Source organism: Lentilactobacillus buchneri, from assembly GCF_018314255.1.
Taxonomy (GTDB): Bacteria; Bacillota; Bacilli; order Lactobacillales; family Lactobacillaceae; genus Lentilactobacillus; species Lentilactobacillus buchneri.
This window is the reverse complement of sequence record NZ_CP073066.1, coordinates 2,037,021-2,051,596: the sequence shown is the minus strand read 5'-3', so window position 1 is coordinate 2,051,596 and position 14,576 is coordinate 2,037,021. Positions and strand designations below refer to the sequence as shown.

The 14,576-nt window shown below is 44.2% G+C and carries 14 protein-coding genes; all 14 read right to left on the bottom strand.

All coding sequences use genetic code 11. The features are described from left to right. Nucleotides 1-21 precede the first annotated feature (21 nt). Complete coding sequence (gene holA / locus KE627_RS09745; RefSeq protein ID WP_013727572.1) at nucleotides 22-1,047, bottom strand: DNA polymerase III subunit delta; 1,026 nt, start codon at nucleotides 1,045-1,047, stop codon at nucleotides 22-24. After that, nucleotides 1,047-3,251, bottom strand: a complete 2,205-nt coding sequence (locus KE627_RS09740; protein WP_311317752.1) for a DNA internalization-related competence protein ComEC/Rec2 — start codon at nucleotides 3,249-3,251, stop codon at nucleotides 1,047-1,049. The genes holA and KE627_RS09740 overlap by 1 nt, the downstream gene beginning before the upstream one ends. 47 nt (nucleotides 3,252-3,298) lie before the next feature. Further along, a complete protein-coding gene (locus KE627_RS09735) occupies nucleotides 3,299-3,775 on the bottom strand; it encodes a ComE operon protein 2 (protein ID WP_013727570.1) in 477 nt (158 codons plus the stop codon). A 51-nt stretch (nucleotides 3,776-3,826) separates the two neighbouring features. After that, nucleotides 3,827-4,558, bottom strand: a complete 732-nt coding sequence (locus KE627_RS09730) for a ComEA family DNA-binding protein (RefSeq protein WP_056938997.1) — start codon at nucleotides 4,556-4,558, stop codon at nucleotides 3,827-3,829. A 69-nt stretch (nucleotides 4,559-4,627) separates the two neighbouring features. After that, on the bottom strand, nucleotides 4,628-5,665 hold the full coding sequence (locus KE627_RS09725; RefSeq protein WP_013727568.1) for a SepM family pheromone-processing serine protease: 1,038 nt from the start codon (nucleotides 5,663-5,665) through the stop codon (nucleotides 4,628-4,630). 26 nt (nucleotides 5,666-5,691) lie between these two features. Beyond that, nucleotides 5,692-6,171, bottom strand: a complete 480-nt coding sequence (gene coaD / locus KE627_RS09720) for a pantetheine-phosphate adenylyltransferase (protein ID WP_013727567.1) — start codon at nucleotides 6,169-6,171, stop codon at nucleotides 5,692-5,694. After that, nucleotides 6,168-6,734: a 16S rRNA (guanine(966)-N(2))-methyltransferase RsmD gene (rsmD, locus tag KE627_RS09715; protein WP_013727566.1), complete on the bottom strand. Its 567-nt coding sequence runs from the start codon at nucleotides 6,732-6,734 to the stop codon at nucleotides 6,168-6,170. Before rsmD ends, coaD begins: the two co-directional genes overlap by 4 nt. Nucleotides 6,735-6,748: 14 nt before the next feature. Continuing rightward, on the bottom strand, nucleotides 6,749-7,030 hold the full coding sequence (locus tag KE627_RS09710) for a YlbG family protein (RefSeq protein ID WP_013727565.1): 282 nt from the start codon (nucleotides 7,028-7,030) through the stop codon (nucleotides 6,749-6,751). A gap of 18 nt (nucleotides 7,031-7,048) precedes the next feature. Then, nucleotides 7,049-8,230 carry an FtsW/RodA/SpoVE family cell cycle protein gene (locus tag KE627_RS09705; protein ID WP_013727564.1) on the bottom strand — a complete coding sequence of 394 codons (1,182 nt, stop codon included), beginning with the start codon at nucleotides 8,228-8,230 and terminating at the stop codon, nucleotides 7,049-7,051. Nucleotides 8,231-8,567: 337 nt separating this feature from the next. Continuing rightward, nucleotides 8,568-10,415, bottom strand: a complete 1,848-nt coding sequence (gene typA, locus KE627_RS09700; protein WP_013727563.1) for a translational GTPase TypA — start codon at nucleotides 10,413-10,415, stop codon at nucleotides 8,568-8,570. Between the two features lie 88 nt (nucleotides 10,416-10,503). Continuing rightward, nucleotides 10,504-11,283 carry an inositol monophosphatase family protein gene (locus tag KE627_RS09695; protein ID WP_056938998.1) on the bottom strand — a complete coding sequence of 260 codons (780 nt, stop codon included), beginning with the start codon at nucleotides 11,281-11,283 and terminating at the stop codon, nucleotides 10,504-10,506. Between the two features lies 1 nt (nucleotide 11,284). Beyond that, complete coding sequence (locus tag KE627_RS09690; RefSeq protein ID WP_013727561.1) at nucleotides 11,285-11,572, bottom strand: UPF0223 family protein; 288 nt, start codon at nucleotides 11,570-11,572, stop codon at nucleotides 11,285-11,287. 215 nt (nucleotides 11,573-11,787) lie between these two features. Beyond that, nucleotides 11,788-13,212 (bottom strand): dihydrolipoyl dehydrogenase, encoded by a 1,425-nt coding sequence (lpdA, locus tag KE627_RS09685; protein WP_013727560.1) that lies wholly within the window; start codon nucleotides 13,210-13,212, stop codon nucleotides 11,788-11,790. A gap of 7 nt (nucleotides 13,213-13,219) precedes the next feature. Beyond that, nucleotides 13,220-14,560, bottom strand: coding sequence for a 2-oxo acid dehydrogenase subunit E2 (locus KE627_RS09680; RefSeq protein ID WP_013727559.1), 1,341 nt, complete (start codon nucleotides 14,558-14,560; stop codon nucleotides 13,220-13,222). Nucleotides 14,561-14,576 lie beyond the last annotated feature (16 nt).

Here is a 14,576-nt window from a genome sequence, read left to right as displayed (position 1 = left end):
TTTGCTTACTCCTATTTTTTATTAACTGACACTTTTCATAAATTTCAACACAAATAGTTCAAATAATAATTCGGGTGGGCGCTGGGTTGATTTCATCTGACGTTCAGTATCAACCAGGCCAATATAAGCTTCTCGTAATTGATCGTAATTGAACTTTCTGATCGTCTGCATCGCCAACTTGACCCGATACGGATGCACTTTGAGTGTTGAAGCTAAGTTTCCTTGTGAGTACCCGTGCTTCTGCAGAATCATGACCTGCAGCAACAATCGAAATTGCTGAATTAAAACAGCGTTAATCCGAATTGGTTCATCATTTTCCAGAATTAATTGATGATAAATGTCCATTGACTGTTTGGGATTCTTCGCAAGGACGCTATTAACCAAGTCAAAAACGTTCTGCTCCATGGACTTGCTGACCAATCCATTAACGGATGCAAGATCAATGACTTTCGTATCATTGTTGTACAAAATCAATTTGGGCAAGTCACTCATCATCGCCGTTAGCTTACCACCGGTTAATTCGACCATCCGATCCAATGCATCGTGATCAATTTTGAATCCCGCAGCAGCAATCTTATCCGTGACCAGTTTTTTAATCTCATTTTCACGAAGGTTTCCAATTTCAATGGTGGTGGCGACCTTTTTCAGGGCTTTGGTGACTTTCTTTCTGGAATCCAATTTGTCATACGGGGCAAAGATCACCATAACCGTGGACTCTTCGGGGTGTTTTAAATATTCCAAAAAGTCGTCGATATTTTGATCCAATTTGGACTTCGTACGCATTCCAGTCAAAAAATACGGTCGGTTAATCATGACCAGTCGACGCTCACCGAAAAATGGGACAGAAATGGCATCCTCCACCGCGGCTGAAATCGTGGTATCTTCCATATCGTAATTGCCAATATTCATCGAACGCTCGTTGTCCGGGATGATTTTGACAAAAGCATCCTTAATTCGACCGGCAAGATACTCCTGATCCCCTAAGATCAAATAAACCGGGGCGAGGTTTCCTTGGTTTAACTGTTGAATTAATTGAGAATAGTTCATTATAAATTCCCTTCATGACCGGCTAACACCGTTTCGAAATGACCGGTATTGTTTCGATAGATATATCTTACCACACCGTGTTTTTGGGTATTAAATATTTTAACGTGATGCTGTTTCAATGTGACAAGTGTTTCGTCGTTTGGATGACCATACCGGTTGTTTCGACCGGCAGAAATTAAGGCGATCCGTGGTTTGACGGTAGCAATAAACTGAGGGTCAGAGGATGTTTTACTTCCGTGATGGCCGACTTTAAGAACGTCTGCTGACAAGCCCGGATGCCTTTGAAGCGTGTCCAGCTCTCCTGGGCGGTCCAAGTCCCCCGTAAATAGCCACCGCAAACCGCCTTTTTGAGTACCGATCACCATTGAGTCATGATTCTCACCCTTACCGGCAAGATAGGGATGAAAGATTTGAGCCGGCAAACCTGGTACTTGCGTCTCATCAGTGACAGGGATCACTTTGGTAGATCGACTGCGGTTGGCAATTCTCTTCATAAAACTGGGGTTTTGGTCCATTCCCAAAGGAATAATGATCCGCTTAATTTCCATTTCTTCAATGAATGCCGGCAAATCGCCACAATGGTCCGAATCTTGATGGCTCACACACAGATTGTCAATCTTTGAGATGCCAATACTTTTCAGGTAATTAATCGAGAGTCGCTTAGCTTGGTAGGTTTGAGCACCCTTTTGCCATGGCTGAGTATTGAATTGAACCTTGCCGCCAGTATCAATCAGGGTTACAGAACGGTTAAAGGGCTCCCGAATCAAGAAGCTGTCCCCTTGGCCAATGTCAAACATGGTCACCTCACCATTGAGCGGAAAATGGATCCAACAATACGTCACCAGATAAACAGCTGCCAAGATGCCAATCAATTTGGGTGCCCGAACACGATCAACAACGGCCAATAGCATTGTCACCGCCAACATGATTAGGACAATCGGCAATGCCGGTTTACCAAAGGTCAACATCCCCGGCAAACGGCTCACTGCATTTAACCCATCATTAAAGATGTGCAAAAACATGTCGATCGGCAGAACCAACGTTTCCGCAACCAGTCCGACAATGACGCCAATGATAACCAGCGGAAAGATGACCCGGCCGAACAGCGGCAAGACAATCAGATTAACGGCAACACTTAAGAAATGCCACTCGTAAAGATGAAATAACAAAATCGGCACGGTTAAAAAATTGAGCAAAATCGTTTGCTTAATGTATGAAAGCTTCTCAGAGGCAATTAACCCCAAAGACAATCCATAACTGAGTTGAACCCCCATTAAAAACATCGCCTCGGGTAAAAGAAGCAGGTTAATGATTAATGACCCGCTCCAAATGTCCAGTTGGGAAAGACCGAATTTAAACAACCGATTAAGAATGCCAATGATGGCCATCATCACTGCCCTCAGCAATCCGGGGGATCCGCCAGAGAAGACAAAACAGGCGCCTAAAAAGGTGATTGAGATGATTGATTTTTTAAACCTCGACAACCCCAGCCAAGCCAGCAGCTGGTCGACAATCGAAAGAAAATAGGCCACATGCATCCCTGAAATACTAAAGACATGCAGCAACCCCAGCTTCTTAACCCCCGTCATTTCATCGAAGAAGTTCACCGGCCGATACCCACTAATCAATCCGGTGGCATAGATCCCCAGAGTTTTGGGCAGCTGACTGCAATACTGGTTGAATTTCGAACGAATAATATGAATTCGATCGACAATTGACAGTTTAGCTGGTGGCGGCAGAAGAACGAAATGGTCGACCAAAAAGCAACTTTGAATCTTTTGGTGATGATAATATTTTTCCATATCAAATTGATTCAGGTTGGTTGCCGGCAAAAAAGGGGCTGTTTTCCCACTCACCTTAAGCATCATTGGGTTAATACCGGCTGCTAAACGACGTTGTTGACTACTGGACTTCAATCTGGCATAGAACACCATCTTTTGCTTTGCACCCTCAGGACGGGCAATAAAGCTCAAATTTGCCCCGTTCACTTTGGCGGTATCTGGATAGACTTTAACCACATAATTTTGCTGTGCGACTGGTGCAGAGACCTGTCGATTGGTCAAAAGCCCACCAAAGGCAAAGATCAGGCCAGCAAGGATACATGTACTAACAACCTTAACGTCCCGCAGAAAATAAATTCGCATAATCAGAATGCTTAATAAAGCTGCCGCAATCAGCCGGTTCCCGTACATGGCCATGCTCATCAAAAGCATGACGAGTGCCGGAAAAATGAGCCAGTTTTTATTGATAACTAGTCAGACAAATAGGATCCGAATGGCACTCTATCCATATCGGCTTGAGTTAACTTAATTTTGTTCAATTCAATATTTTTCAACCTAATCAGTTTTTGGGCGTAATCATTATTATGGTAATTTCTGAGGTAATTGATTTTGGTGATTCCAGCCTGAAGTAGCATCTTGGTGCACTGAAGACACGGAAAATCCGTCACGTAGATTTCAGCATTGTCAGTGCTTTCACCGAACTTGGCGCACTGCAGAATGGCGTTCATCTCCGCATGGATGGTTCTCACGCAATGACCGTCTTCCAGGTAACAGCCAACGTCAATGCAGTGATCATCCCCCGCGACGGATCCGTTGTAGCCACCGGCGATAATCCGTTTGTCCCTGACAATGACTGCTCCGACTGACAATCTTTCGCACGTGCTCCGTGAGGCCAGTAAAACCGCCTGCATCATAAAATATTGGTCCCATTTAATTCGCTTATCCATTATCATTCCACCTTCTCTGGTGTAAATCATATCTCAAAAACGCTTTTTGGGCTAGACGCAAATTGATGCCTTCAGATTGGCAAAGGTCTTATCACCAAACCCAGGGACTTCCTTAAGCTCCTCAATGTTTTTGAATTGGCCGTGTGCTTGGCGATAAGCAATGATCTGATCGGCTTTTTTGTCCCCAATTCCGGTTAGCTCTTGGAGCTTGGACTTATCAGCCGTATTCAAATTGATCTGTTGAGACGCTCCTGAAGTTCCGTCCGCCGATGGCGCTGAGTTGTCCGACCCGGAATCTGCTGGAGTCTCAGATGGCGTGGGGCTGGCCGCAACCGTTGACGTGACCGGTGTCCCCTTCTCACCACGAATCGGTACATAAATGACTTGTTGATCGGTCAGTTTCTGGGCCAAATTGATTTTCTTCTTGTCCGCAGACCGATTGTAACCACCAGCCAATTCAATGGCATCGACTACCCGCATATTGCTGCTGACCTGATAAACACCGGGATTCTTCACTGCCCCTTTAACGTCAACATACATTTGTTGATTAGTGCCTGCAGCAACTTGCTTGGGTTGATCACCAGGCGATGAACTCGCGGCCGATCCCGTATCTGAACTTGCACTGGAACTTTGGACAGCAACCGGTTCCTCGGAACTTGCAGTTTCACCGCCTTTACCAATCAACAGCCCACCAATTACAAACATAAAAACAACAATGACTGCTACTAAACCAATTAGTATCTGATAAAGATATTCATCAATAAACTCACGTATCCTATCCATACTGTGCCTCCCTTCTAAAAAATACATACGAAAAAAAGGATTAGATTATCTAACCCTTTTTGATTTTGCTTATTGATTTTTTTCTAAAATTGAGACCGCTTGGGCAAACGTCTTAACGGGAATCACTTTCATTGATGGGGCATATTTTTTCGCCGTTGCTTTTGCCAGTTGATAATTCGTCTGGTGGCCTTCCTCATACTTCAAAATTGTTTTGGTTGGCTTCACATATGGTGCAAGGAAAATTTTCGCATCATGCTTTTTAGCAGTGATGACTTTTTTATCAATTCCACCGATTTCGCCAACGTTGCCCAACCCATCGACCGTTCCAGTTCCAGCAACTTTTTGACCGTGACGCAGATTCTTGTTGGTCAACTGACTATAAATCTGGAGGGCAAACATGAGACCACCGGAAGGCCCGCCAACTTGACCAGGGTGAACCTTAATTGGAATCTTAGGCTTCACTTGAACATCATCGGTCAAAGTGATGCCAATACCTGCCCGATGCTTGGCAATCATGCCAAGTGGCGCCGTGGCTTGATGCAATTTGCCGTGACGTTTATAGGTGACCGTCAGTTTCTGACCATATTTTTGCTGCTTAACATACTTGATGAAGCCCAAGGAACTCTTAAAATGATGCCCATCCAAAGCAACCACCACGTCGCCGACCTTCAGCTTATTTTTAAAGTTGGAATTTTTCATCAAACTCATGACATAAATGCCGGAATACTTAATCTTAACGGCTTTATGGGCTTGATGATAGGCTGTGTAAATGGCGCTATTGATCGATCCGTCCATGTATATTTGTTGGACCTTACTATACTCCTTCATATCTTGGCCACCGGTCACGTCTTCTTCCGGCTCAATCGAATAATATGGGCTGAGCTTGGCATAAAGATAAGTAAATGGTCGGGCTTGAGAGATGCTGACAGACATCAGCATAAACTGACCTTTCTGTCGGTCGGGATGACCTTGGATGTTCACAATTTTACTCAGATTAGCGGCGTCACCAGGTCCCTCAATGTATTTGGGAAGCGGCCACAAAAAGCCGATCGCCACAAAAAGTAAAATGGCAAACCAAATTAAATATTTTTTAACCCACTTTTTCATTAGTTCACCACTCTCTAAAAGCTATTTTATTGTTGATACTTGTCATTCAATGCCTGTGCAACAGGTCCTGGAACAAATTTTGATACATCGCCATGGAACTTAGCGATCTCTTTGATCATACTCGATGAGAGGTCGCGATAGTTGGCCGCGGTTGGGATAAAAATGGTTTGAATATCGTCGGCCAACTTCTCGTTAAGCCCCGCGATTGACATCTCGGAATCCAGGTCACTGCCGCCGCGAACGCCTCTGACTAAGACCGTTGCGCCCAAGGAATGGGCAAGCTGGACGGTCAGCTCTTCAGAGACCACAACGTCGACATTGGGTAACTGATTTAATGCCTGGCGGGCAAACTCAGCCCGCTCCTCATCGGTGAACAAAGCATGTTTGTGGGTGTTAATACTGATAGCAACGTACACCTTGTCAAAAATTCGGCTGGCCCGTTTGATGACATCAATGTGACCGAAGGTGATCGGGTCAAAACTACCTGCATATAAAGCTTTTGTCATTGCGCATTCCCCATTTGATAGTCATAAATCGTCAAATTTGTGAGTCCATAATTTTTTTGCTTGGCTGCGTGAAATCCATCGAGATTGAGCGGCAATTCAGTGTGGTTATCAGTTTCACAAATTACCGTCGCCCCTTCAGTCAATAGATCGAGGCTTTTCAATTCTTCCAAAGTGGTCACGATCTTTTGAAGCTTATAGGGTGGATCCAGAAAAACCTGGTCGAACCGATCCCCATTGGCAGCTAATTGTTTTAAAACCATCTCGGCGTTACCTTTAATCACGGTAAACTGATCTTCAGCGTGAATTTTGGCAATGTTGTCTTTGATTGTTTTGATCGCTTGATACTGTCGATCAACAAGCACAGCACTATCCATCCCTCTGGAAACAGCCTCGATGCCAACTGCTCCCGAACCCGCAAACAGATCCAAGAACCGACCACCATGATAATAGGGCCCGGTCATACTGAATAATGATTCTTTCACCTTATCAGTGGTCGGCCGAGTTTGATCGCTCTTCACCGGGTTTAAGCGGATGCCACCGTATTTTCCTGATACAATCCTCATAGTTTACCTCAACTCTAATAATCTTCGTCAACCGAATCGTCATCGTCCAACTCGGTTTTACCTTCAACTTCTTGGACCAATTCATTCAAATGTGAAGGGACCACCTGCTTAACCCAACTTTGAGAAGCCAATTTTTTAGTAATCTCTTCCTCATCATCTTTGTTCACATAGATCAAACCATAGCGCATCCGTTTGGAGACGTAATACAGTCGGCCATATGACTTCAGATTTCTGGAATGACGAATCGAATGTAAATAAACGATTAACCCGGTCGTGGGTTGAACAGTTAAAGCCATTATGCCATCTCCTCAAATTTAATTTCTGGCAGCGATAAGTGCTTTTCGTTCCATCCGCTGACGACTACTGATATTCAGTACCAGTCCCAAACAAAACGAAAGGGTCAAAATACTTGAACCGCCATAACTGATAAACGGGAAGGTCACACCAGTAATTGGCAGGACCCCCAAAACACCACCCATGTTAAAGAATGTTTGAATACTCATATAAGTTGCAACGCCGTAGCAAACCAGGCTTTGATAAGTATCGTTACTGCGAACACCAATTTGGACTGTTCGCAAAATGATCACTGTCAATAATGCCAACACAATGACAGCCGTAATCGCCCCCAGCTCTTCGGTTAAAATCGACATAATAAAATCGGTGTTGGGCTCAGGCAGATACCCGGTTTTTTGAACACTATTTCCGAGGCCGACACCGAAAAGGCCGCCGTTACTTATAGCGTAATAGGAGTTAACCACCTGTTGACCTGTCCCCTGCGCGTGACCAAAAGGATTGGTAAACGCGACAATTCGTTGCAGTTGATAGGAATGGGAGAACGAATCCGATTTGGCCATTGGTACCAGAATAAATTCAAATGCCAGCACGGCAGCCACCATACAACCATAAATGATTGCCAAAGCTCGTTTCCATGAAAAGCCACTACAGTTAAACAGAATAAAGGCAATTGCCAAATTAATGGCAGCACCACCTGAATCAGGCTGCTTGAGAATCAACGCAATCAAAACGGCGGTAAAGAACAACGGCCATTTCATGTGATTCCACCAGTCCCGAAAAGACAGCGTGATCTCTGGTTGAGCCTTATCAATTGTGTCGGCAAGCCAAATGATCAAAAAGAACTTCACGAACTCGGCCGGCTGGATGTTAATTGGCCCTAAGTGAATCCACCCAGCTGCGCCATTGATGGTTTTGCCAACTAACAGCAGACCAATCAAAACAACAATCAGAGCATACAGTAAGAATTTCAAAAATTTGGGTTTGCGTAAGTACTTAATGTTCATTGCCGTCATCACGCCAACAATAATAACACTAAGGACGACAAAGAATAACTGCTTGATCAGGTAACTCAGCGGACTCCCCCCGTTCTGCAGCGAAATATTTGCGCTGGCAGAATAGACCATCACAACACCGATAATCGACATCACAATATACGGAATAAAAATAACATAGTCGAGATTTTTTAAACGTGCTTTCCCCATTGGTCCAACTCCACTTTTCAAATTATATGTAGGTGCATCGAGCTTTATTATATCATAATTAAAAAACCGGATTCAGAGATTGCTAAACGGTTTAGGGGAATTTAAGAAGTTACAACAAACTCCATTCAATACAAAAGAGCGTGGGACAATAAGCGGTTAGCTTCCAGAATATAAGGGGATTACCCGAACATCCAGAACTTGGATGTTTGGGTAATCCCCTTATATGGCCGGAAGCTGCTTATTGGCGCACAGTTTTGCTAGATAATATTCAGGCGCAAATAGAGGCTGGAACAAAATTTTTAGTTTTGTCCCAACCCCTCCTGATGATTTACTGATTTTAGTTATGACGCTTCTTTTTAGCTTCTTTTTCACGGGTGTTTGAGTTCAAAATTTTCTTTCTCAAACGGATGAAGTGTGGGGTTACTTCACACAATTCATCTTCATTCAAGAATTCAAGTGATTCTTCGAGTGAAAGATGAGTTGGTGTCTTAATCCGGGCCATATCATCTGAACCGGCAGCACGAACGTTGGTCAGGTTCTTACCTTTGGTGATGTTAACAGTGATATCATTCTCACGGTTGTTTTCACCAACGATCATTCCTTCGTAGACTTCGGTACCTGGATCGATTAACAATGTTCCACGGCTTTCGATACCCATCATTGCATAGGTCGTTGCTTTGCCGGCGTTCATTGAAACCAAGGTTCCCTTGGTACGGCCAGGGTTCCAGCCCTTGATAACTGGCATGTATTTCTCGAAAGTATGGTTCAAGATACCATATCCACGGGTTAATGACAGGAATTCAGTTGAATAACCGATCAAACCACGTGATGGTGCCAAGAATGTCAAACGAGTCTGACCATTGTCGGTTGTTTCCATGTTCTGCATGGTACCTTTACGTTGTGAAAGGGTATCAATAATCGAACCGGTATATTCATCCGGAGTATCGATTTGAACGGATTCAAATGGTTCGCACATTGTGCCGTCAATTTCTCGGTAGATAACTTCTGGACGTGAAGCTTGCAATTCAAAGCCTTCGCGACGAAGGGTTTCAACTAAAATTGACAAATGCAGCTCACCACGACCGGAAACAATCCATGACCCGGGTTGGTCGGTATCTTCAACACGTAATGAAACATCGGTGTGAAGTTCACGCTTCAAACGATCACCCAATTGACGGGCGGTCACGAATTTACCGTCTTGGCCGGCAAATGGTGAAGTGTTGGTACCAAAGGTCATTTGCAGTGTTGGGGCATCAATTCTAAGAATTGGTAGTGGCTCTGGATCTTTAGGATCAACCACCGTTTCACCAACGTTGATGTCTTCCATTCCGGAAACGGCAATCAAATCACCGGCTTTAGCGGACTGGATATCTTCCTTCTTCAAACCGAAGAATCCCATTAATTTGGTAACTCGGAAGTTCTGCTTGGAACCATCAAGTTTCATAACAGTAACACTGTCACCAACCTTGATTGTACCGCGGAAGATTCGGCCAATACCGATTCGACCAACGAAGTCATTATAGTCAAGCATTGCAACTTGGAATTGGAGGGGTTCATCTGAATTGTCAATTGGTGCTGGAATGTCTTTAACAATGGTGTCAAAGATTGGCTTCATAGTATGTTCCTGTTTGCTGATATCAGGATCATAACTGGAAGTTCCGTTCATAGCTGACGCATAGACAACTGGAAAATCAAGCTGTTCCTCGTCGGCACCAAGTTCGATGAACAAGTCAAGAACTTCATCCACAACTTCTTGAGGACGGGCACCTTCACGGTCAACCTTGTTAATCACAACGATTGGGGTTAAGTGTTGTTCAAGAGCTTTCTTCAAAACGAAACGAGTCTGAGGCATAGTGCCTTCGAAAGCATCAACGACAAGTAAACAGCCGTCAACCATTCGCATGATCCGCTCAACTTCACCACCGAAGTCCGCATGTCCTGGGGTATCCAGGATGTTGATTTGTTTGTCGCCATATCGAACGGCCGTGTTCTTTGACAGAATGGTGATTCCCCGTTCACGTTCGATCGCATTCGAGTCAAGAGCCCGATCCTCAATTTGTACGTGTTGATCAAGCGTATCTGACTGCTTCAACATTTCGTTAACCAGAGTCGTCTTACCGTGGTCAACGTGGGCAATAATAGCAATGTTACGAATGTCGTCGCGTGTTTTTAATTTAGTATCCAAGTCGTTTGCTTCCCTTCATTTAAATCAAACCGAATATTGTACATCATATTATTCGCATAAAAAAACTGTGACAACTGTCACAGTCCGATCATTGACTTACAATTGTAAGAATGTCTTGATGTGCATTTCGTGTTGCTAACAATACTGGTGTTGATGATAACACATCTAATCGCTGTCCGTCAATAGTTGTCATCTTAAGTCCGGCAGTTTCGCACAGAATTCTGCCTGCCCCAAAATCCCAGGGCTTCAGATAAGAAATGTATCCAACCAATTCACCACGGAGAACGGAAATAATATCAATTCCAGCACTGCCATAAATGCGCATTCCCAAAGACTGTTGGGCAATGTCTACCATATTGTAATCGTTGTGAAGAACCATCGGCCCACTTAGGCCAATTAACCCTTCTCGAAGCGGTGTGTCCTTGACCGGCGGCAGCGGGTGGCCGTTGTCAAATACGCCGATATCCGGTCCGCCAGACAACAAATGCTTACCAATGACGTCCATTACATAGCCAAGGAGGCCTTTGCCGTCCTCATAAAGGGCAATCATGATAGCAAAATGATTCCGCTGCTTGACAAAGTTCATCGTCCCGTCAATTGGGTCCACAATCCAGATCTGTCCTTCTGTTGAATGAACCTGGTCGCCAAATCCCTCTTCACCCAAAATCTTGGCGTTGGAGTCAAATTCACGGATTTTACCGACTAAAAACTTTTCATTTTGTTTATCAATGTTGGTCACCAAATCACGTCGACTGGTCTTAGTATCAACTTCCAGTCGGGTGTCAATTTTTCTTAGAACGTTGTCCCGTGACTCATGCAGCCAACCTTTAACCGTTTTATCAATTTGTTTGAGTTCGTTAATTTCCATCCTATGCCTCACGTACCTTCAAATTAGCTGCCTGCCCATCCTTGGAAAGCTTGATGACTTCGTAGGAATCATATCCGGAACGATTGGCAAATTCCTTCTCCAATTGTTTCTGTTCCATTTTGGCAGGGACCACCTCTTGGAATTTCCGATAAGCTTTGATAAAGTCTGCTCGTTTAATGCCTTCAGCTTCCTCATACGCCTTTTCAATTGCCTCAAAAAAATTAACAACGTCAATAATTTCATCAACATCCAAACCATCAATTAGTGGGTACTCATACCCCTCGGCCATCTTCTTCACTCCGATCATTACCAAGTTGACTTTATTATATGATAGTTGAGGACTTTGTGAAATAGAAAAGGTCGAAGTTATGTGAGTTTTTCATTTCTCGGAGGACTTAACAGATCGTAATTCTGGATAAACAAAAGGATCCAACGATGAACAAGCTTCATTCATCATTGAATCCTTTATTCCGGAATTAACCGGATTAATTAAAACAGAACTTTTTAAATATGAGTTGGGAATCCTAATCCAACATCCGCAGCTTCTTGAACTGGTTCGCTCAAGGTTGGGTGTGGATGAATGGTCAGGGCAATATCCTCAACATTCATGTGACTGTTAACTGCTAAACTTAATTCAGCAACCAAATCACTGGCACCTGGTCCAACAATTTCGCCACCCACGATCGTCTTATCGTCTTTGGTGAAGATCAAACGGACAAATCCGTCGGCTTCATCAAGTGATACGGCACGCGCATTACCTGCGAATGGGAACTTCGAAGTGGAAACTTCAATGTTCTTATCCTTGGCTTGGGCTTGAGTCATACCAACAACGGCGATTTCTGGATCTGAGAAGCAGACTGCTGGAACGCCAACATAATCGTTGGCAGTATTCTTACCGGAAATTGCACCGGCAGCAACTTTGCCTTGGAAGAATGCTTTATGAGCCAATGCAGGACCTGAAGCAATATCACCAATTGCGAAGATATGCTCAGAATCGGTTCTGCCTTGGATATCAGTTTGGACAATGCCGTGATCGTCCAACTTAACCTTGGTGTATTCCAAGCCAAGATCATCGGTGTTAGGACGACGACCAACAGTGACCATGCAGTAATCAGCTTTGATAGTGGTCTGCTTGCCATCTTCTTCGTAGGTAACAGACACGCTGTTGTCATCTTGACTTGAAGAAATTGCTTTGGCACTGGTATGAATATCAACGCCCTTCTTCTTCAAGTTCTTAACAACTAATGAAACCATGTCTTTGGTAAATCCATTCAAGATGGAATCCAATCCTTCAATGATTGTTACATGGGCACCTAAGTTAGCGTATGCACCGGCTAATTCGGTTCCAACATAGCCACCACCGATAACGACAAATTCTTTTGGAATTTCTGGCAGGTTCAAGCCGCCAGTCGAGTCAATCACCCGACCGTCAAACTTGAAACCAGGGATTTCAATTGGATGTGATCCACTGGCAATGATTAAGTTGTCAAACTGAATCGTGGTTCCGGTATCGGCACTCATGAATTGTTGTGGTCCTGTAGGCATTACTCGTAATTGAGTATCACTGTCAAGAACAGCTTCTCCATGAATGATTTCAACTTTGTGCTTGTTAAGAAGCATCTTAACACCACTGGTCATTCGGTCGACAACCTTCTTTTGCTTCCACTCTTGGGTTTTCGCAAAATCGATTGTAGCTGGTTGAGTTGTAATTCCATACGTCGAAGCATCGTTAGCTTCCTGCAGACGATGCCCAGCAGCGATCAAAGCTTTGGAAGGAACACAACCAACGTTTAAACAAACACCGCCAAGTGTATCTGATTTTTCAATCAGGGTTACTTTTTGTCCTAATTCGGATGCACGGATTGCGGCAACGTAGCCACCAGGGCCAGCTCCGATAATTACTGTTTCTTTCTTTTCAACATCAGCCATTATTCGATCATCCTTCCATCAACAGCATTGCTGGATCATGAAGCAATTGATTCATGTAATTCAAAGCATTTTGTGCAAGGGCACCATCAATTAATCTGTGATCGTAGCTCAATGAAAGTTTCAGCATATTGCCTACTTTAATCTCGCCGTCTTCTGGATCAACATATGGTTCCTTGGCAATCTTACCAACACCTAAGATAGCAACTTCAGGTTGGTTGATAACTGGTGTGAACCAGCCACCGCCAATTGAACCAACATTACTGATGGTAATTGAACCACCCTTCATTGTATCTGGGCCAAGCTTATTGTCATAGGCAGCTTGGGTGTTCTCGGTAATTTCTTTAGCAATCTCAAACATACCCTTGGAATCAGCATTTTTGATGTTTGGTACGTACAGACCGTGGTCCGTGTTGGTTGCAATACCGACATTGAAGTAATGCTTGTAAACGATTTCTTGAGTGGTGTCATCGATTGAAGCGTTGAACTCAGGATATTTCTTCATAACGGCAACCAATGCCTTCACAATGTAAGGTAAGAATGTCAAATGAATATCTTGGTCGGCAGCTGCTTGCTTGTACTTCTTACGGTTAGCCATTAATGCACTAACTTCAACGTCGTCAAATGAAGTTACGTGAGGCGCAATGTCCTTAGATGTACGCATTGACTTAGCAATGATCTTACGCATTGGAGACATTGGTTCACGGGTTTCAAGATCAGGTTGATCAGACTTCCAAGGTTTGATAGCTTGACCTGCGGCAGCTTTTGCTTCGCCAGCTGGTGCAGCAGCGGTTGCAGCGGCAGCTGGTGCGGCTGGAGCGGCAGCTGGATTGAAGTTGTCAATGTCAGCTTTGGTGATCTGACCATGATTTCCTGTGGCAGGAACAGCAGTAATGTCAACGCCTGTGTCACGTGCATATTGACGAACAGATGGCATCGCTTTGACAATTGCGTTTGGATTTGAAGCAGCTGGTGCAGCAGTTACTGCGGCTGGAGCAGCGGCAGGTGCTGGTGCGGCAGCCGGTGCAGGTGCTTCTTCTTTAGCAGGAGCTGGAGCAGCTTCTTCTTTTGCAGGTGCAGCTGCTGGTGCGGCATCATCAGGTTCATCAGGAGAACCATCATCAATGACAACTAAAACGTCGCCCTTTTCTGCGGTTTCTCCTTCCTGCTTTTCAATACTCTTAATGGTTCCGGCAACTGGAGATGGCATTTCTTGGACAGACTTATCGTTTTGAATTTCAACTAACGGATCGTCTTCCTTGACGGTATCGCCAACTTTTACATCCCAGGTAGCGATTTCACCTTCAGTAATTCCTTCTCCCATCTCTGGTAGTTTAAACTTATAAGCCATGGGATCTAACTTCCTT

Bases quoted from the DNA above. Each gene is read 5' to 3' on its own strand.
- KE627_RS09730 (WP_056938997.1), bottom strand. From the start codon at position 4,558: ATGGATAGGATACGTGAGTTTATTGATGAATATCTTTATCAGATACTA.
- rsmD (WP_013727566.1), bottom strand. From the start codon at position 6,734: ATGAGGATTGTATCAGGAAAATACGGTGGCATCCGCTTAAACCCGGTG.
- KE627_RS09690 (WP_013727561.1), bottom strand. From the start codon at position 11,572: ATGGCCGAGGGGTATGAGTACCCACTAATTGATGGTTTGGATGTTGAT.
- KE627_RS09705 (WP_013727564.1), bottom strand. From the start codon at position 8,230: ATGGGGAAAGCACGTTTAAAAAATCTCGACTATGTTATTTTTATTCCG.
- KE627_RS09740 (WP_311317752.1), bottom strand. From the start codon at position 3,251: ATGAGCATGGCCATGTACGGGAACCGGCTGATTGCGGCAGCTTTATTA.
- coaD (WP_013727567.1), bottom strand. From the start codon at position 6,171: ATGACAAAAGCTTTATATGCAGGTAGTTTTGACCCGATCACCTTCGGT.
- KE627_RS09735 (WP_013727570.1), bottom strand. From the start codon at position 3,775: ATGGATAAGCGAATTAAATGGGACCAATATTTTATGATGCAGGCGGTT.
- KE627_RS09680 (WP_013727559.1), bottom strand. From the start codon at position 14,560: ATGGCTTATAAGTTTAAACTACCAGAGATGGGAGAAGGAATTACTGAA.
- holA (WP_013727572.1), bottom strand. From the start codon at position 1,047: ATGAACTATTCTCAATTAATTCAACAGTTAAACCAAGGAAACCTCGCC.
- KE627_RS09695 (WP_056938998.1), bottom strand. From the start codon at position 11,283: ATGGAAATTAACGAACTCAAACAAATTGATAAAACGGTTAAAGGTTGG.
- KE627_RS09710 (WP_013727565.1), bottom strand. From the start codon at position 7,030: ATGGCTTTAACTGTTCAACCCACGACCGGGTTAATCGTTTATTTACAT.
- lpdA (WP_013727560.1), bottom strand. From the start codon at position 13,212: ATGGCTGATGTTGAAAAGAAAGAAACAGTAATTATCGGAGCTGGCCCT.
- KE627_RS09725 (WP_013727568.1), bottom strand. From the start codon at position 5,665: ATGAAAAAGTGGGTTAAAAAATATTTAATTTGGTTTGCCATTTTACTT.